Genomic DNA, 18759 nt, shown 5'->3' with positions numbered 1-18759 from the left:
CCGCGGGGTTGCCAGTGCGTCCGTCGCAAACATCAACGGACAACCTGCTTGAGTCGCAACAATTCAACCAGCTCGGAGACCTGAACACCACGATCCGCCACGGTGTCATCCGTGCTGGTCGTAAGCTGGACGGGCAGCAATCCGACGCCGCTCGATTGGCTGAGCTGGTCCAGCGCCCGCATCACGCGCAGCTTGAGCCGGTTCCATTCGTCGGTGTCCTCCGTGCCCAGGACGACGAGGTGGACCGTGCTGCCCGCGACGTCAAAGAACAAACCGTCCCGCTCCGCCAGGACGAGAACGGTATCGTCGCTCGGGAATGCCTCCGCCACCGCGCGCAGGGTAGCACCCTCGGGCAAGTGGGCGTAGTGCACGGCGACCCGCGTGAAACGCGTCGGAAGTTCGGCCGTGAGCCGGGCATCGGTGCGAAACGCCGTACGTTCCGGGAAGAATCTCTGCTCCAGCGCATAGAGCAGGGAGACTCCCAAGGTCATGGAAGCCACGAGGGCGATGACTACGACGGTGTTTCGTCGGTGAGCAAGCATTGAGCCTTCCTCGCTCACGGGGTACGGCGTCCGTTCCGCACCCGGGTTGTACAGCATGTGGAGCGCGGCTGCAACGCTCGTCGCCGCCCCTTTTGCAGTTTGGCGCGAAATGTCACCCGCCGCCACTTATACTATCGTCATGTCCCGGATTTTCTCCAGCATCCTACAAAGCATTCCAATCATTACGGCCACTTTGCCAGTCTTCGCCGACACGGTCGTTCTGACTGGCCGCCCCCCCTTCGAGGGGGTCACCGTGCTCGACTTCCGCCAAGACCACCTGGTATTCCGCGGCGTTTCGGACCAGATCCTGCGGAAACCGCTGACGGAAATCGACTCGATCGAGCTTGACGATCACACCATATTCACCGCTGCTGAGACGGCCGCCGCCAGAGGCGATTGGTCGGTCGCACTGGAGAACTACGATGCTGCCCTGCGGAGTGGTCCGACCGGCTGGCGTGGCGACTTGTTCCGTGCGCGAACCATCCGGGCCGCGGACCACGCTGGACGATTCGACCGCGCCGTGGAACTGTTTATTGAACTTGCTGCCAATCGGCCTAGCGTTGGTGGCTCATACATCCCCCAGTTCCCCGGCCCCCCCCGTAGCGACGTCAACGCCCGAGCGCGCGCTGTGCTCGAACGTGCCCTCAGAGGCCCCAGCCGACTCCCGGGTGCCAACAGACTCCAACAACTCTGGACTGAAGCAGTGCTATGGGACGACGAGGACCCGGGACTCCTCCAGGTTGACCGCTCCACAGAAACACAGCCCTCCGCTGCCGACAACACTCCACCCCCACAGGGGCGCCGGCAGATAGGGATCTTACCCACAGACAGCACAGGATCCTCGGGCACAACCCCGACTACGAAACCAGCTTACGGGCGGCGCCCGCTTGGGATCCTGCCCGACACCACCGGGCCCACCGTTCCGCCATCAACCTCGGCCACCGAGTCCCCTCCAGAGACAACCGGGGAGCCGGCTACGTCCGATACCCGCGGCCGCGGACAGCACTCGCCCGCTGATTCACCACCTGCTTCGGCGGAGCCCAAGGGCGACCGCCCGTTGGGATTGCTACCTCACGCTGACGGCCCTTCCCGGGACCAGCGTCCGGCTACGCCTGCGGCCGGGATCGTACTGGACACCGACTCGATGACTTTTCGCGCTGCCCGGGACGCGGTCGAACGCGGTGAGTTTGCCCGTGCTGAACGGTTGCTCACCCGAGCCATGCGATTCGTCCCCGCCGAATTCCGGGCACCCTGGCGCCTGCTACATGGACGCTGCCTGATTGAATTAGGCCAGGCCACGGAGGCACGCACGGAGCTAGCGTCGCTCGCCCGAGACGCCACAGACCCGACAGTGGCCGGATGGGCGGTATACTACGGGGCCAGAGCCGAGGAACGACTGGGCCGCATCGAAACCGCCGACGCCATCTTCGCAGAGCTGGTCTCCGGGCCGCACACGCCGGAAATCGTCCGGGCGGCAGCGGCCGAAGCACGGGTTCAGCTCGGCGGGCGCAGTCAGGCCACGACAACTTCGGCAAAGAATGGATCGTGAACCAAGCGATCGAGGTAACGCCCGCGTGCAGGCATCAACGTACTTCCTGGAAACATTCGGCTGCCAGATGAACGTGCTGGATAGTCAGCTCGTCGAGGGGCAGTTGCGCGAACTCGGCCTGCAACCGGTCGATTCAACCCGGACGGCTGACATCATCCTCTTCAACACGTGCAGTGTCCGGCAGCACGCTGAGGACAAAGTCCTCTCACGGCTGGGGCAGCTCAAGCGGCTTAAGGAGCGCCGCCCGGCTCTTGTTGTCGGAGTACTCGGCTGCATGGCGGAGCGCCAGAACGAGGGGCTGTTCGTCCAGTTCCCGCACCTCGACCTGCTGTGCGGCCCCGGCGATCTGCACCAGTTGCCCGACTTACTGCGCACCGTCTGGGAACAGCACGCCCAGATCACCGCACTCGCCGGCACCCAGTCACGCCGCATTGAGGTACTCGAGCGGGCTCTGGAGTATGACAGTCTGGAGGCGCTCGATTTGTCCCGCAGCGCGGCTCCGGACGAAAGCGTGCTCCAATCCTATATCCGCGTGCAGCGCGGTTGCGACAAGTTCTGCACCTACTGCGTCGTACCCTTCACCCGTGGGAAGGAACGCAGTCGCCCGGCCGACCACATCGTGGCCGAGGCGCGCCTGCTCGCGGAGCGCGGCTGCCGGGAAGTCACGCTCCTGGGCCAGACAGTGAACTCGTATGTCCACCGCGACGGCGATCGCCCCGTGCGATTCGCCGAACTGCTCGAACGCGTGCACTCCATCGAGGGACTTGACCGAATTCGTTTCGTGACCAGTTTTCCTGCAGACTGGGACGAGGACATTTTTCGCGTGATGCGCGACTATCCACGCATCTGTCCTTACCTGCACATCCCGGCCCAAAGCGGCTCGGACCAGGTCCTGCGAGCGATGCGTCGGCCCTACACGGCTGACAGCTACCGAAAGCTGATGGATACGGCGCGGAAGTACGTCCCCGACATCGCGCTGGCCGGGGACTTCATCGTGGGCTTCTGCGGTGAGACCGAGGAGGACTTCCAGCAAACCGTCACCCTGGTCCGCGCGGTCGAATACAAGAGTATCTTCGTGTTCAAGTATTCCCCCCGGCCGGGGACCGCGGCTGATCGCGTGAAGCCGGATGATGTCCCGGCAGAGGTCAAGGCCCGGCGCAACAATGAACTGCTCGCCGTGCAGTACGAGATCAGTCATCGGCAGAAGCAGCATCTCATCGGCGCCACGGTCGAGGTTCTCGTCGAGGGCTACAGCAAGGCCGCCCGCCGCGCCCAGGAATCCGAAACCGACCGCGGCCATGCGGACACGGCTCCGGCGCTTGTCCCCATGGGGCGGGCCTCCGGCGCCCCAGTTGGGAAAGCCGGTCTGCCCGTAGCTCCACGGCAACTGGTGGGCCGCACACCCCACGACCTGATTACCGTATTCGACGGGTCACCTGAGCAGATCGGGGCGCTCGTCCGGGTACGAATCGAGGACGCGTCGCCGCTGACATTGTTCGGGCGTTTTGTCGAAGTGATCTCACCGGCGCGCTTCAAGGACCATCCCACAACGCCCGCCGCCCCAGGCCCCGTCCACGGTGTCGGCCTGCCACTGCCGCTCGCACGCACGTAACACGACTTGCCAGTCCATCACACTTCCCCGCTCTGCCGAATGGACGTGCGGTGAGCCGCAATACCAAGCGTCACCGCTCCGTGACGATGCGCAACGTCGCACTCCCCGCCACGATCTCGCAGAGTGGTTTCGAGGCACTCGGTTCCATGAGCATCTCCGCAATCGTGGATTCCGACAACGCTTTCTCAACCAGCGCCATGGCATTGTCCAAGCGGCGATGCAGCGGGCACAGGTTCACCCCGTGCGTCTTGAGACCGAGCGGGCAAGTCTCAATTCGCTGCACGGGTTCGACCGCCCGCACGACCGCCAGCACCGAGAGCCCAGCCGGTGGACCCGTCAGGCGAAAACCGCCACTGCGGCCGGGGGCAGACTGTACCAGTCCTGCACGCGCCAACGCCTGCAACACCTTGGACAGGTACCCGGCGGGAACACAGGTTGCCCGCGCAATCTGAGCGGTGCCGATCGCACGATCCCCCTGGGTTGCCAGCCATAAGACCGCACGCAGGGCGTACTCTGCTGTCTGAGATATGACCACGAAGGGCCTCCTGACCGCACTAACGCGGTTTCCACGCCACGGTACGGGCCAACCCTGAGATGATTCCAGCCGATTCCATAAACGTCAACCTTGACATCCAAGTTTTTGGGAGATACGATTTATCCTAGATAAGAACATCCAGGTTTATGCTGGTGACGTGCGTCGCGCGCACCATACCAACCCAAGGAGACCTTGATGACCAGTGACCGAACGACCCCCGTCGGACAGCTCGTGGCGGAGCACCCCGCGCGGGCCCGGGTATTCGAGCGCTACGGAATCGACTACTGCTGCGCCGGCAAGAAAACGCTTGCGGATGCTTGCCACCAGCGCGAGCTCGACCCTGAGGAGATCCTCTCCGCGATCCGCGCGGAGGACGAGCGTACGAACACCGCCGATCATACCGACTGGACCACCGAACCTCTCACGAACCTGGTGGATCATATCCTCGAAGCGCACCATGCCTACCTGCGGCGCGAGTTGCCCCGCCTCACCACCATGGTGGACAAGGTACACCGCGTCCACGGAGAACGGCGCCCGGAACTCGCCGAAGTCCGCACTACCTTCCATGCCATGCGCGCGGAATTGCAGGCGCACATGGACAAGGAAGAAGTGATCTTATTCCCACTGATCGTGACCTTGGCCACGCCCGCCACGACGGCTACGGTGCCGAAGGGGGCCATCGCTGGTCCAATCCGGAGGATGGAGTCGGAGCACGCTACGGTGGGCGAAGCACTTGCGACGATACGACGCCTGACGGACGACCACATGCCGCCCATGGATGCGTGCAACACGTACCGCGCGCTGCTGGGGGGCCTGGCTGAGCTTGAGCAGGACCTGCACCAGCATATCCATAAAGAAAACAACGTGCTATTTCCCCGCGCAGCCGAACTTGACCACGCCCGAGCATGACGCTGTACGCTTACGCCCCAAGCAAAGGAGCGGATATTCCGACCCAGGACCCGATTGGTCGTCCCCGCAGTAGATGCTGTTGCGTCCGCTTCCTGGGGTGGACGCGGAGTTCCAGGGTAGTATTGCCGTTCTGCGTCGATCACGGGGGGCGACGCTACTTCTGCTGCGAACGGATGGGCCTCCTCGTCGGCCCATGCCCCGATCTTGACGGGCGGAGTTACGACGTCTAGACTCCTCCACGATCCGCCCATGGGCGAATCGCACGAGGCCCCCATCGTCTAGCGGCCTAGGATATCAGGTTCTCATCCTGAAGACCGGAGTTCGAGTCTCCGTGGGGGCGTGAACCCCTTGCCGGCGCATGCCGGCGAGGGGTTCGTGCTTTATGTGTGGCGGGGCTCCCGGAGCTTCCCGCGGGTATGATCTCTCCGAAGAACCCCTATGCACCCCGCACCTTTTCGGAGCGCTCCAGATGCGCATCGCACCTCTGCTGACCGTCATCCTGATCTTGGCCGGCGTTCCTCGCACGATCTCCCAAACTACCGATAGCAGTCCCCGCGAGATCGATACGTGCGGTGTCCTTGTACGCGGTGCGGGTTGCGCCATCTTCGAAGGCGGCGGCGGCCGCTACGTGATCACCGATACCGGCCGCTTCACCTTCGGCGATGCCGTCCGGGTGGTGGGCACCGTCGATCCGCTGTGCATCACCATCTGCGGGGATGCCGACGGGTGTGTGCGGGGAGCCATCCTGTACGATCCGGCGATCTACCCGTGTGGCACTCGCCTGCCCGACTTTCCCGGTGACATCGTGACCGGGGTCTGTTCCCAGGTTGGCACCGGCCTGGTGTTTGCCACACTCGCGGGCCTTTGGCTCACTCGCACTCAGTCACCTGCGAAATTCGGCCGGCCCGGTGAATGTAACGGTCGTCCGCCGCAGTACGGACGGTATAATTAGGTCAAACTGTACCGCAGCGGCGGTCTCTGGCCATGTCGTCGTCGTGGTCTTGTTGTCGCATGCCCGGCCCTTGGGTCGACACCGGGCAGCCCCTTCGAGAAACAGGTCGATGAGTTCCGAGCAAATCCTGCCCGACTGCGCGAATCTCGCCTTTGTCGAAACCCTTTACGCGGACTATCTGCGCGACCCGGCCGCTGTGCCGGATGCGTGGCGGGTATACTTCGCCCAATTGCCTACAGGCGATCGTTTCGGCAGTCCGTCGCGCCTGGGGCCAACTTTCCGGCCCAGCAGCATCTTCAATCCACCCCGCGGCAACGGCAGCACACCGAGTACGCAGGTCGCCATCAGCCAGGACCGCATCGACCAGTTGATCCGGGCGTACCGGGTGCGTGGCCACACGATCGCCGCCATCGACCCACTGCACTCACCCCCACCGGTCCGTCCGGAACTGAAGCCGAGCTATTACGGCTTCACGGTGCAGGACTTCAACCGCCCCTTCTCCAGCCGGACCATCAGCGGTTCCGCGACGCGCACCCTGAAGGAAATCCTGCTGCTGCTGCGGAATACCTACTGCCGTTCGATCGGCGTGCAATTCATGCACATCGACAACCTGGACGCGCGCCACTGGCTGCAAGAGCGGATGGAGGGCACACAGAACCGGATCACGCTCACACGCGAGGAGCAGCTCCGCATCCTGACGAAGCTGACCGACGCGGTGATCTTCGAGGAGTTCATCCAGAAGAAGTACGTCGGCGCGAAGCGCTTCTCACTCGAGGGCGGCGAGAGTCTGATCCCACTGCTCGATGTTGCCATCGAGCAGGCCAGCGGCCAGGGGGTCGATGAAATTGTCATCGGGATGGCCCACCGGGGTCGCCTGAATGTGCTCTGCAACATCATGGGCATGCACCCGCGCAAGCTCTTCCGGCTGTTCGAAGACATCGACGCGGAACTGTGGCTCGGGCGCGGCGACGTGAAGTATCACCTCGGCCACCATGGGGACTATGTCACGCAAAGCGGTCGCACGCTGCATTTGGCGCTGTGCTTCAACCCCAGCCATCTCGAGTATGTGAACCCGGTCGTCCTGGGCCGCGTCCGCGCGAAGCAGGACCGGCTCCAGGACCGTGACCACGAGCGCAGCATGGCGCTCCTGATTCACGGCGATGCCGCTTTCGCGGGCGAAGGCATCGTTCAGGAGACCCTCAACCTGAGCGAGCTGCGGGGTTACCGCACAGGCGGCACGCTGCACGTGATTGTCAACAACCAACTCGGCTTTACAACCACGCCGCGCGAAGGCCGCTCGACGCAGTATGCCACGGACGTCGCCAAGATGCTTCAGAGCCCGATTTTCCACGTCAACGGCGAAAACCCTGAAGCGGTCGCCCAGGCCATTCGTCTCGCGCTGGACTTCCGTCGCACCTTCCGACGCGACGTCGTGATCGACATGTACTGTTACCGCAAGCACGGTCACAACGAATCGGATGAACCATCCTTCACGCAACCCCTGCTTTACCGCAAGATCGAAGCCCGTAGTACCGTCCGGGATGGCTACCTGAAGCACCTGCTCGAACTCGGTGGCGTAACGCGCGCCGAGGCCGACCAGATCGCCGAACGCCGCCGCGAATTCCTCGAAGAAGAGCTGCGCGGCGTGCGCACCGAAGGACTTACCGTGCCCGCCCGGCCGAGCGTGCTCGGTCGCATCTGGAGCAGCTACACCGGTGGCCCGGACATGGGCGTACCCGAAGTGGATACCGGGATCCCCCCCAAGCAGCTCACAACCCTGCTGGGCGCCCTGGCCGCCGTGCCTGACGGCTTCCACCTACACCCCAAGTTGCGCCGTTTCCAGCGCGAACGGCAGGAAATGGCCACTGGGAAAAGGCCGCTCGATTGGGCCACGGGCGAGGCCCTCGCGTTCGCGACACTCCTCGCCGAGGGTGCGCCGGTCCGGCTGAGCGGACAGGATAGCGCGCGCGGCACTTTCAGCCAGCGGCACGCGATCTTCTATGACAATGAAACCGGCACACCCTACACACCACTGGAACAGGTCGCGCCCGACCAGGCCCCCTTCCGGGTGTACAACAGCCCGCTTTCGGAAATGGCGGTACTCGGCTTCGACTACGGGTACAGCATGGCAATGCCGGACGCGCTCGTGCTCTGGGAAGCGCAGTTCGGCGATTTCGTCAACGCGGCCCAGGTCATCATTGACCAGTTCATCGCCAGCGCCGAGGACAAGTGGCACAGTCTCAACGGACTCGTGCTGCTCCTGCCCCACGGGCTCGAAGGTCAGGGGCCCGAGCACTCCAGTGCCCGTCTGGAACGCTTCCTCAACATGGCGGCCGAGGACAACATGCAGGTCGCCAACCCCACGACACCTGCACAATTTTTCCACCTCCTGCGCCGGCAGGTTCGCCGCGTGTGGCGCAAACCGCTGATCGTCATGACCCCCAAGAGTCTTCTGCGCCACAAGCGGGCCGTGTCACCGTTGGAGGAGTTCACCCACGGCCGCTTCCAGCGCGTGCTGCCGGATACGCTTGAAGAACCGGGCGAAGTGAAACGAATCTTGCTGTGCAGCGGCAAGGTGTACTACGACCTCCTCGGCGAGCGCGAGCAGCGCGCCGCCCGGGATGTGGCCATTGTCCGCGTGGAGCAGTACTACCCCCTGCCCCAGGAGACGCTCGCCACGGTCCTCGCCTCATATGCCGAGGACGCGCCCGTCTTCTGGGTTCAGGAAGAGCCCGCCAATATGGGCGCCTGGCCGCACTTCCGTCTAAGATTCGGCGCGTCCCTCTGCGGCCGGTCGTTCGCAGGCATCACGCGACCCGAGTCGGCAAGCCCGGCGACCGGCTCCACAGCGAGTCACAAGCTCGAACAGCAGCGCCTGCTGGAGCAGGCCTTTGGCAACGTACCGGCCCGGGTGTAGGCCTGGGCCACAGCGCGACTCACAAGTCGAGCGCAGCCATTCATACAAGCGAGAGGCCATGGCCGTCGAACTCAGGATTCCATCTGCGGGCGAGTCGATCACCGAAGTGCAGATCGGCGAGTGGCTGAAAGCCGAAGGCGATTTCGTCGACCGCGACGAAGTGGTCGTCGAGATAGAAACCGACAAGGCCTCCATGGAGCTACCCTCGCCCGTACGCGGCGTGGTGCAAAAGCACCTCAAGCAGGCCGGTGAAATTGTGGGGATCGGCGAAGTCATCGCCTTGATAGAAGAAGGTGGGACCGCAGCGGCACCTTCCAGGTCCGGGACCGAGACTGCCAAGACCGCCACCGGGGCCGCCAAGAAACAGGGGGCCACGGCCGGTTCAAACGGCGGGTCCCGAGTCATGCCCGCGGCGCAGCGGGCACTGGCTGAGGCGGGGCTGCTACCTTCCGAGGTGCAGGCCACCGGCCCCGGCGGTCGGCTGCTGAAGGAAGACGTCGAACGGCATGTCGCCGAACGGGCCGCTGCCCCGGCCCCGAAGGAAGCACCTGCGGCTCCCGCGGCCACCACGTCAAGCACGCCCGTCGGCGAGCGACACGAAGAAGCCGTGCCGATGACCATGCTGCGGCGGCGCATTGCGCAGCGGCTGGTCGAGGCGAAACAGTCCATGGCCATGCTGACCACGTTCAACGAGGTCGACATGTCGGCGGTCCTGAAGATTCGGACAGAGCGCAACGAGGAATTTCAGAAGCGGTACGGTACGAAGCTCGGCATCATGTCGTTCTTTGTGAAGGCGGCGATCGACGCGCTGAAGCTCTTCCCTGCCGTGAACGCCGAAATTCGCGGCGCCGACCTCGTCTATAAGAACTATTACGACATTGGCGTCGCCGTCAGCACGGACCAGGGGCTGGTTGTGCCGGTCGTTCGCAACGCCGAGCGTCTGAGCTTCGCCGAGGTGGAGGCAGCGATTGGCGACCTCGCCAAGCGCGCCCGCGATCGGAAGATCACCGTCGAGGAACTGCAAGGCGGGACCTTCACCATCACCAACGGTGGCGTCTTCGGGTCGCTGCTGGCGACGCCCATCATCAACCCGCCGCAGAGCGCAATCCTTGGGCTGCACGCGATCAAGGAGCGACCGATAGCTGAAAACGGGCAGGTGGTGATCCGCCCGATGATGTACATCGCGCTGACCTACGACCACCGGATCATCGACGGGCGGGAGTCAGTTACGTTCCTGCGGCGGATTAAGGAGTGCGTCGAAGACCCGACGCGGATGCTGATCGAGGGCTGAGGTCTGTCGTGCGGGCACCCGACCGACCAGCTTCACTTTAGATAAACGAGTTCGCCGGTGGGCGGACGCTCGAGCGCGTCCAGCCACACCGGCGCCCGGGCCGGGGAACACACCCGTCGGGTGGGCAGAGTACGTAACTCCACATCCACTCCGGTGTTGGTGGAAACACGAGTGCGGCGACGAGCCCGGTGGCTCAGCCGTGGGGTGGGGCCCGCACACATCGGGGCGCCGCACCGGCCAAGGAGACGCGGCCGCACACCGGGTACACGGGGCTTGCGACAGTTTCGACGAGCGAGTGCATGTTTCCGTTCCCGCAGAGTGGGCTGGGGGGCCCACCTGGCATACCTAATATTATACTAACTTATAGTGCAATGCAAATAGAATCCCCAAAATCCTCGACTCTTCGTCGTACGTCCTGGATCGCTCTGACGCGAGGGTCATTCCCGGCATGTGGTCTGTCCCCGCCACACCGCCATCCTGTCCGCTGGTCAAGTCGCACGACCTTCCCATGCTCACCAATGTCGCCGGAACTGCTCGAAGTCGCACCCTGCGACTGGAAACACATTCAACTGAGGCGCCCCATCCGGCCACTTTGGTAGTCACGAAGCGCTTGCTGAAGCTCCTCAGGCGAATTCATCACGAACGGTCCGCGCGCCGCGATCGGCTCGTTGATGGGCTGGCCGCTCAACAGGAGAGCCGCCGTCTCTTCGCGCGCTGAGACTGCGACACCGTCTCCGCTGCGCCCGAAGAGTGCAAAGGCGCAATCGCCGGCCTGCTGCGCATCATCGAACCGCAAGCTACCGGCCAGAACAAGCAGTCCGGCCATGTGCCCGTCGACCACAGGCAGCAGCGTGGTCGCACCCTTCGCGAATTGCAGATCCCACACATTCATGGGAGTGAACGTCCGCGCCGGTCCGCGGGTTTCACCGAGCGCACCTGCGATGATACGAGCCGTACCCGCGCCGCCTGGGAGCGCCACCCTGGGAATGTCCGCCGCGCGCAGCGTCTGGTAGCCGGGCGGTGACATCTTGTCCTGCGCTGGTAGATTCACCCAGAGCTGCACCATTTGAAGCACCCCGCCGCGCCGGGCGAACGCCTGCTCGTGAAACTCCTCGTGGAGGATGCCGGAGGCAGCCGTCATCCATTGCACGTCACCTGGACCTACGATGCCGCTGTATACGGCGGAATCGCGATGGGACAGCACACCCTGGTAGACGATCGTCACGGTTTCGAAGCCGCGATGCGGGTGACGCTCGACACCCCGCGGCTTGTCGGTGGGCTGAAACTCGAATGGTGCGGCGTAGTCCAGCAGCAGGAACGGGCTGATCGCCTCCCCGTGCTCAAAGTGCGAGAAAAGCGAACGCACGGGAAACCCGTCACCGACCCAATGGGGTTCGGCCTGCCGAAGTATGCCAGTAAGTGTTTTCACGATGATCTCAGCATGAAGGCTTCACTTCTTCGCGTTGTAGCTCGTGATGAGGTTCCGATAGGCGGGGAGGTGATTGGAGAACAGCCGGCCCAGTCCCTCGATGTCGTTCCGCCAGTCGCGATGCAGTTCGCATGCCACCCCGAACCAGGTCATGAGCTGCGCGCCGGCGGCCTGCAGGCGCAGCCAGGCAGCTTCGCGGGTCGTGTGATTAAATGTCCCGGAGGCATCCGTGACGACGAAGACCTCGTAGCCCTCCGCCAGCGCTGAAAGAGCCGGGAAGGCCACGCAGACCTCCGTGACAACACCAGCGAGGATGAGCTGCTTCCTGCCGGTCGCCTGGACGGCCTTCACAAAGTCCTCGTTGTCCCAGGCGTTGATCTGACCCGGACGCGCGATGTACGGCGCCTTCGGGAACAGCTCCTTGAGCTCCGGTACGAGCGGTCCGTTGGGTCCGTTCTCGAAGCTGGTCGTCAGGATGGTCGGCAACTCGAAGTACTTGGCCAGGTCGCCCAGCGCCAGCACGTTGTTCTTGAAGTCATCCGGCGAGAAGTCTCCAACGATGTTACAGAGCCCGGACTGGTGGTCCACCAGCAATACGGCTGCAGCGGTCTTGTCGAGGCGGCGATACGTGAATGATTGGTTCATGGGATGTCCTCTCTCCAGCGTTTCCTGCGCCGTCTTCTCCGGCACAAGCAGCCACGAGTCCAGCATGAAGCGCTTGCGAACCGCACCCAACGGTCCGCAGCCCGAACACAAGTGGATCATAGGCGTACGACTACGCTGTCCGCGGCCCAAGCGATGGGGGGGGCTGGAGGACACCAAGTCTCCCCTTCATCACAGGGAGGGGTTGGGGAGGGTCGAGAATCGGATGATGAAGGTCCCACTTCTGACCTCTCCCCACAGCAGCCAGGTGGGATCGGGATAGCGGCTGACCTGTCGGACCGAGCAAGTGAATTCACCACGATTTCCTGGCCCCGCACACGCACGTCCCGAAATGACTCGCCGCCAACTACCCGCCTCCGCATGGGTAAGACGATTCTTGCACCTGCACGCAACGGTTCGCACACTTCAGCAGGGCGCGTTGCGCCTTGCTTCCGCCCGGCCCGCAGTCCTTACCGAGGTGTCCACATGCTCCCACGTACTGGCCCGCTCTGCGGACTTCTGCTCGGCGCCACAGCAGTCGCCGCCGCCGGCATCGACACCAGCTACAACCTGTTCGTGTACCAGGATCTGCACGCCACGGCGAGCTCCATCGGGGGCCGCGTAGCGGTGGGCGGAAACGCCTTCTTCGCCAACTACAGCGTCGGCGCAGCCCTGCCCAACTCATCGGGACAACGGGATGATCTGATCGTCGGCGGCGATTTGCAGTTCCGGGTAGGCCAGGTGCCCCGCGGCAACGTGCGCTACGGGGGCAGTGCACAGTTCACGAACTTCGGTTTGCCCAACGGTACTACGCAGCGCGGTACCCCGCTCGATTTCGTCATGCTGCAGAACGACTACACCCAGTACTCCGCGCAACTACGCCAACTCGCCGCCACGGGCACCACAACCTATCACTCCTGGGGCGGCATCGGACTGACGGGCAGCGACACCGGCCTCAACGTGTTTCACCTCGATGGCAGCAAGCTCAGCCAGACCAGTTCCCTGACCATCAGTGCCCCCACCAACGCCACCGTGGTCGTAAACGTCTCCGGCGACGCCGTGAGCTTCCGCAACGCCGGCCACACACTGGCGGGCGGAATCGATGCCACCCGCGTCCTGTTCAACTTCCACGATGCAACATCATTGACACTCCAGAGCGTCGGCTTGGCGGGCAGCTTGCTCGCACCCGGCGCACACCTGCATTTCAATAATGGCAATGTCAGCGGATTCGGTGTGGTTCAGAGCTACCAGGGTACGGGAGCGTGGAACCAGGTCGTCTCCAACGCCGAATTGCCGAATCTGCGCGTGATTCCAGAGCCCGGTACGGGTCTGCTGCTTGCACTCGGATTGGGGTTGCTGATTGCGCAGCGGCGCCTGGGTTAGAAGGTGCGCCGCCCCCCGTGGCCAATGTAAAAGCCGGAGCCACCTCGGAACTCGACGTCCGCCACCGGGGGCGGGCGCGGACGCGCCGGTCACGCCCTCCATGGATATCGCCGGGGGCCACCGCCCGGGAGCACACCGCGACGTCCTGCCGCGCGCGCCGCGCGGTTAGCGATGCGTGGCCGGGCTGATCCGGGCGCGGCACTTTCACCGCCACTTCCCTACCGGGCGCCCCGCCCCAGCCAACGCTTGCCCGGGAACAATGTTAGTATTATATTAGGGTATATGAAGGAGTGCAACCCATGTCCCTGACAACGCTCTGGGTCGACATGGACGCCTATTTCGCGTCGGCGGAGCAGCATCTGCAGCCCCGGCTGCGCGGGCGGCCGGTCGGGGTCGTCCCGGTGTTCACGGCAGATGGACGACCGGCCGAGTCCTCCTGCTGTATTGCGGTTTCCTACGCCGCGCGCCCGAGCGGTGTCCGCACCGGCACCCTGGTCCGCGAAGCACGCCGGTTGTGCCCGGACATTTGCTTGGTCCACGCGCGACCCACCGAATACGTGCGGCTGCACCATGCGATCCTGAACACGGTTGAAACGGTGATTCCGGTCGACATGAAATACTCCATTGACGAGTTCGCGTGCCGACTGCTCGGGAACGAGCGCGATCCGGCGCGCGCCGCCGCCCTTGGCCTGTCCATCAAACACAGTTTGAAGGAACGGTTCAGTGCGGCATTGACCTGTTCGATCGGCATTGCGCCAAACCGACTGCTCTCGAAGGTTGCGGCCGACCAGCACAAGCCCGATGGTCTGCACATCGTCGAAGCGTCGATGCTCCCGCAGTGCTTGTACGATCTGAACCTGGAGGATTGGCCGGGGATCAGCCGTGGGATGCGCACGCGCTTCGAAGGCCACCGTGTCACAACAACCGAGCAGATGTACGCGCTGACCGAACAGGAGATGGCCCAGGTCTTCGGTTCGGTGGACGGGAAACGCTGGTGGCTGCTGATCCGCGGGTTTGATCTGCCCGACAAGGCCACCGTTCGTCGGACACTCGGGCACCAGCACGTCCTCCCCCCGGAGAAGCGCCACCGCGACGCCGTTTACCGCGTACTCGTGCGGCTCCTGACCAAGGCGGCGCAGCGTCTGCGGCGTGAGGGCTACTGCACGTGCGAGCTCGTCTGTGCCGCGCGCCTGCTGCCCGCCGGGCAATGGTCGCGCCGGACCACCCTGCCGCCAACCCGTTCGACGCGCGTCCTGCTCGCGGCGATGGTTGAGCAATGGACGCACGCTCCGGACGCGCGCTACCTGGTCATCGCGGCGACGCTCCAGCGCCTGATTCCCGTCCGCGCAGCGCCCGCACCGCTCTTCCCCACCGAGCAAGCGGAGGAGCGCCTCGATCAGGCCGTCGATCGCATCAACGCCCGGTTCGGCTACGGGGCAATCCGGCCGGCTTCGGCCGACATCGCTGCCGCGCCGCTGCGGATCGCTTTCTCGAGCATCCCCGATCTTGACATGCCCGACCTCCATGGTTGACCCGGCCCTTGAAGCCGTGCGTTCACACCGCTCCCGAAGCAGGATCGCACCCCGAAAGGAAGAAAAGAAAATGGAGAGGAGAGAAATGGTGGCGCCCGGACTCGAACCGGGGACCTGCGGGTTATGAATCCACCGCTCTAAACCAGCTGAGCTACGCCACCGGCATGCCCGCCGTGCCCCGTTGCCTGTGTCGGGGCCCCAGCACGAGCGCGAAAAGTATAGCAAGCTTCACAGCCGCAGACCAGCGCTGCGGCGCACCCTTCCGCCGGCCGTGCACTGCGCGCGCCGGACCGCCGCACCGGCCGGGTGAGCCCGACGGAAAGCGGATCCGAGCGCGTGGGCAACCCACGGTTCTCGCATTTCTTGCGCACCCGCGCCCCCCCGCGGGTCAAGACTGCGCGTCCAGCCCACCGATAAAGATTGGCGACGTTGAGCCCCGCCGTGACGTGTGGGTCGGGCGCGGGCCCGTTCCGCCCCTGTGGGGGCACCGGCCCTTACACTTACGTAAGGAAGCGAGAGGCATGGAAAAGACGAACGCTCGCGGACGACGCAATGGCAGCCCCTCCGAGGGACACACCCCCGACGCCACGGCCCAGGACATCCTCGAGACCGGCGGCGCCATCGCGACCGCTGACTCCCCTGGCACCGCCGAGGCCCGGCAACGCATCGAGCAAAACGCCGGGGGCAAGGGCGATCGTGGCACGGCTCCACGTGGACTCCAGGAAACCTTCATCGACGAGCGTAACGACGTGCTCGCGGTGATCAACGAGTTGGAGGACCAGCTCGACCGGCACCAGGAAATCCGCGAGACCCTCGAACGCGAGATGACCACCACCAATGAGAAGCTCCAAACCGCCAACCAGCGCGTTCAGGAGCTCGAGTGGCAGGTCGTCACGCTTCAGACACGCGTGGATGCGCTTGACCAGTTACGCAACGAAGTGACCTCGCTCGAGGAGGAACTCAGTGACGTCAACGCCCGTGCGCAACGCGCCGCTGAGCAGCTCAACCTCTCCCAGAAGGACAATACCCGTCTGCGGACCGAGCTGAAGGCCGCCAACAAGCAAGCCGACGAGCTCTTCGCCGTCCGGAAGGAACGCGATGGGCTCCGCACTGAGCAGAAGACGCTCTCCGCCCGCGTCGAAGAGCTGGAGCGCATGCAGCGCGAGACCATCGAGGAACGCATCGCTCTCCAGTCGCAGCTTCAGGATCTGCACATCGCGATCAGCGAGATGACCGAAGAGCGCAACAAACTGCAGCTCGCCGCCCGCGCCGCGGACGATCGCATCCGCGAACTCACCCAAGTGCAGGGCGCCCTGGACGACAAGATCGAAGCGCTGCGCGACGAGAAAAAGACCCTCCAGGTCCAGATCGCCCACCTCGAGCGCGAGAACATGCGCCTGGTGGAACAGCGCCAATTCTACGAGTGCGAGGTCACCTCGCTCCGCAACCAGGCCCGCACAGCCGAGAGCGCCCTCGCCAGCGTGAAGAAGGCGTTCACCGAAGTGCGTACCGCCCTCACCGAGACCAAGTCGCGGGCACGCCGCCGTACCCTCGATACGTGGCCGCGCATCGGCTCCACCCTGCGCGGCCTGACGACCGCCGAGATCGATGGCGGCGCCCCCACGGCGGCACACAGCGCGCTGGTCACGGCCGGCACCGACGCGGCCGCGGAACTCTCGGAGTCCGAGGAATCCTGAACCGCATCCGACTGCGGTCGGTCGGGGTCACGGATGGCCCCGCGACCATACCATGTGACGGAGCACAATGCGGCCGAACCGGTACCCACACGCCGGTTCGGCCGCTGTATGGATGCACTGTGAGCAGTGCCGGAAGTGCCGCGCCGCACCTCGTCTACTCGATGTCGAGCACGAGATTCAGGTAATAGGTCTGGTCAAGCCGCTCGACACCGGCCGCAGGTTGCGACTTGTATTCGTAGCGGGCACCGAGCCGGATGCTCCACATGTTACTGCCGCCCAGGGGCACTCGTAAGGACGAGTCGGACAGGATGCGGTAGTCGCTGAAGCTCTCAAACGTGGGGTAGTACCGCAACTCCTGCACAAACCGCGCCCACGGCGCCACATCGAGCCGGTAGTCCAGCCCAAGCTCGGCCTCCGCCGTATCGCGGGTCAGACCCGTGTTGTAGGTCTCATGCAGGTAGCCCAAGCCGGCCAGCGTCTTCAACTCGTGAGCGTCTTCCTTGATCCAGTAGTAACCACCACCGATCCCGGTCGAGAAGCGCAGGTCGAGGCGCTCGAACTCATCGTACTCGACCTCCATGCGACCATAGACGAAAGCCCGCTCCGTAAAGAGGTACTCGTAGTAGGCCCCGGCCCGAATCTCGTGTGAGCTGCGCCGCTTGTTCTCCTCAGAATACTCCGCGAAAGCGTAGATCCGCAGCAGGTCACGGTCCGACTTCCGCCGCAACTCCATCCGGCCGCGCGCATTGAAGATTTCGCTGTTACCGTCCTTGTAGAGCAGGCCCACTTCGAACGTTGCGGCCCACTTGGCACGGGCTGCTTCGGCCTGCTCCTGGATGAGCTTGATCTGCTCCTCCATCGCGAGCACTTCCGGGCTCTTGTCATCCGGCCCCCAGATGTCCTTGATGCGCTCGACCGCAACCGGAATGTCACCGAGTTCCGTCTTGAGCACGGCTCGCGAAAGCTGCTCGTGCCACTCGATGACCCCGCGCAGCCGATCCCCTGTGTCCATCCCGACATTGACCAACTCGTCGGTCTGGATCGTAACGATCTGCGTGGCATCCAGGTCGATCGTCCCCGCGAACTGCGTGACGAGCACCATGCGCCCGTCCGACATCCGCTGCACCTGTCCCACCAAACGGCTGCCGTCCGTCAGGGTGACCACGTCCGCCATCGCCAGCGAGAGGAACGGCCACCCGACCGCGAGCATCAACCCCCAAGCAGTCCGTCGCATGCAGAACTCCTCCATTGTGGGCCCACCGGACACAGGCGCCACCCTGGCGAAAGGCGCTCGCAAACGCCGTCCTAGCCATCAAGCTCATGACGGTGCCGCGTCACAAGCTACGTTGCGAGTGCCACGATCTGCGCAACCCAGCCGCACCCCGCGGGTGCGACTCCTACTCCTGACCCTCGATCCGATCGAATAAGCGGTCAATCCCCAGATCCACCGCCTGAACGAACGGGTCGACGACGAACGACCGCAGGAGAAAAGTGAGCACATCGCGGCCGCTCAGCGTTACTGACGAGGTTGTGGTGAACTCGCCGAAGCTGCAGCCGCCGAACGGAAAGGCCAGCAGGAGCCCCGTCGAACCACACAGGGCCCAACGGTGCAGTCTGGAAAGACGCCGCCCTTTGAGCATGGAGATCCTCCTTGAATCTACACTCGGAACCGTTCACGGACAGCCGAATGCTGGAAGGCAGCATTGCCTCCAGAATTTGTAGCTGCTACGAAAAACCTCCCCGGCCTTGCTGGCAAATCGGGGGAGGGT

The 18759-nt window shown here is 64.2% G+C and carries 16 protein-coding genes and 2 tRNA genes; 10 read left to right on the top strand and 8 right to left on the bottom strand.

The features are described 5' to 3' along the window. Positions 1-32: 32 nt before the first annotated feature. Both IPM18_08535 and IPM18_08530 read right to left on the bottom strand, forming a co-directional pair. Positions 33-542 (bottom strand): hypothetical protein, encoded by a 510-nt coding sequence (locus IPM18_08535; GenBank protein MBK9119632.1) that lies wholly within the window; start codon positions 540-542, stop codon positions 33-35. A 163-nt stretch (positions 543-705) separates the two neighbouring features. Beyond that, positions 706-897, bottom strand: coding sequence for a hypothetical protein (locus IPM18_08530; protein ID MBK9119631.1), 192 nt, complete (start codon positions 895-897; stop codon positions 706-708). Positions 898-1686: 789 nt separating this feature from the next. Here IPM18_08530 and IPM18_08525 point away from each other — a divergent pair. Both IPM18_08525 and miaB read left to right on the top strand, forming a co-directional pair. Beyond that, entirely contained in the window at positions 1687-2091 is a 405-nt protein-coding gene (locus IPM18_08525; GenBank protein MBK9119630.1) for a tetratricopeptide repeat protein, read from the top strand. After that, positions 2081-3703, top strand: a complete 1623-nt coding sequence (gene miaB / locus IPM18_08520) for a tRNA (N6-isopentenyl adenosine(37)-C2)-methylthiotransferase MiaB (protein MBK9119629.1) — start codon at positions 2081-2083, stop codon at positions 3701-3703. Before IPM18_08525 ends, miaB begins: the two co-directional genes overlap by 11 nt. Positions 3704-3773: 70 nt before the next feature. Here miaB and IPM18_08515 read toward each other — a convergent pair whose 3' ends face one another. Next, positions 3774-4238 (bottom strand): Rrf2 family transcriptional regulator, encoded by a 465-nt coding sequence (locus tag IPM18_08515; protein MBK9119628.1) that lies wholly within the window; start codon positions 4236-4238, stop codon positions 3774-3776. Between the two features lie 195 nt (positions 4239-4433). On the opposite strand from IPM18_08515, the gene ric reads away from it, so the two are divergent. The 5 genes from ric to odhB all read left to right on the top strand — a co-directional run bounded on the left by ric (position 4434) and on the right by odhB (position 10307). Beyond that, entirely contained in the window at positions 4434-5147 is a 714-nt protein-coding gene (gene ric / locus IPM18_08510; protein ID MBK9119627.1) for an iron-sulfur cluster repair di-iron protein, read from the top strand. A 267-nt stretch (positions 5148-5414) separates the two neighbouring features. After that, positions 5415-5487: transfer RNA gene (locus IPM18_08505), tRNA-Glu, on the top strand. A gap of 129 nt (positions 5488-5616) precedes the next feature. Further along, positions 5617-6099 carry a hypothetical protein gene (locus IPM18_08500; protein MBK9119626.1) on the top strand — a complete coding sequence of 161 codons (483 nt, stop codon included), beginning with the start codon at positions 5617-5619 and terminating at the stop codon, positions 6097-6099. Positions 6100-6208: 109 nt separating this feature from the next. Further along, positions 6209-9016 carry a 2-oxoglutarate dehydrogenase E1 component gene (locus IPM18_08495; protein ID MBK9119625.1) on the top strand — a complete coding sequence of 936 codons (2808 nt, stop codon included), beginning with the start codon at positions 6209-6211 and terminating at the stop codon, positions 9014-9016. 58 nt (positions 9017-9074) lie between these two features. After that, positions 9075-10307 (top strand): 2-oxoglutarate dehydrogenase complex dihydrolipoyllysine-residue succinyltransferase, encoded by a 1233-nt coding sequence (gene odhB / locus IPM18_08490; protein MBK9119624.1) that lies wholly within the window; start codon positions 9075-9077, stop codon positions 10305-10307. A 565-nt stretch (positions 10308-10872) separates the two neighbouring features. On the opposite strand, the gene IPM18_08485 is transcribed toward odhB, so the two are convergent. Further along, positions 10873-11736 carry a pirin family protein gene (locus tag IPM18_08485; protein MBK9119623.1) on the bottom strand — a complete coding sequence of 288 codons (864 nt, stop codon included), beginning with the start codon at positions 11734-11736 and terminating at the stop codon, positions 10873-10875. Between the two features lie 21 nt (positions 11737-11757). Further along, complete coding sequence (locus IPM18_08480) at positions 11758-12381, bottom strand: hydrolase (GenBank protein ID MBK9119622.1); 624 nt, start codon at positions 12379-12381, stop codon at positions 11758-11760. A 483-nt stretch (positions 12382-12864) separates the two neighbouring features. Here IPM18_08480 and IPM18_08475 point away from each other — a divergent pair, with 483 nt between their 5' ends. Beyond that, entirely contained in the window at positions 12865-13761 is an 897-nt protein-coding gene (locus IPM18_08475; GenBank protein MBK9119621.1) for a choice-of-anchor A family protein, read from the top strand. 299 nt (positions 13762-14060) lie between these two features. Next, positions 14061-15293 (top strand): DNA polymerase, encoded by a 1233-nt coding sequence (locus tag IPM18_08470; protein ID MBK9119620.1) that lies wholly within the window; start codon positions 14061-14063, stop codon positions 15291-15293. An 86-nt stretch (positions 15294-15379) separates the two neighbouring features. Here the strand turns inward: IPM18_08470 and IPM18_08465 are convergent. Beyond that, a tRNA-Met gene (locus IPM18_08465) sits at positions 15380-15454 on the bottom strand. A gap of 360 nt (positions 15455-15814) precedes the next feature. Here IPM18_08465 and IPM18_08460 point away from each other — a divergent pair. Then, positions 15815-16990, top strand: a complete 1176-nt coding sequence (locus tag IPM18_08460) for a hypothetical protein (protein ID MBK9119619.1) — start codon at positions 15815-15817, stop codon at positions 16988-16990. 154 nt (positions 16991-17144) lie between these two features. On the opposite strand, the gene IPM18_08455 is transcribed toward IPM18_08460, so the two are convergent. Together IPM18_08455 and IPM18_08450 are read right to left on the bottom strand one after the other, a co-directional pair. Next, positions 17145-18224 carry a DUF481 domain-containing protein gene (locus tag IPM18_08455; protein ID MBK9119618.1) on the bottom strand — a complete coding sequence of 360 codons (1080 nt, stop codon included), beginning with the start codon at positions 18222-18224 and terminating at the stop codon, positions 17145-17147. Between the two features lie 163 nt (positions 18225-18387). Beyond that, the gene (locus IPM18_08450; protein ID MBK9119617.1) at positions 18388-18630 is read right to left on the bottom strand and encodes a hypothetical protein; all 243 of its coding nucleotides are present in this window, start codon (positions 18628-18630) and stop codon (positions 18388-18390) included. Between the last annotated feature and the right edge of the window lie 129 nt (positions 18631-18759).

The sequence above is a fragment of the Phycisphaerales bacterium genome (assembly GCA_016716475.1).
Taxonomy (GTDB): Bacteria; Planctomycetota; Phycisphaerae; order UBA1845; family Fen-1342; genus JADJWG01.
The sequence above is the reverse complement of the archived record's forward strand: the minus strand, read 5'-3'. Positions and strand labels throughout refer to the sequence as shown.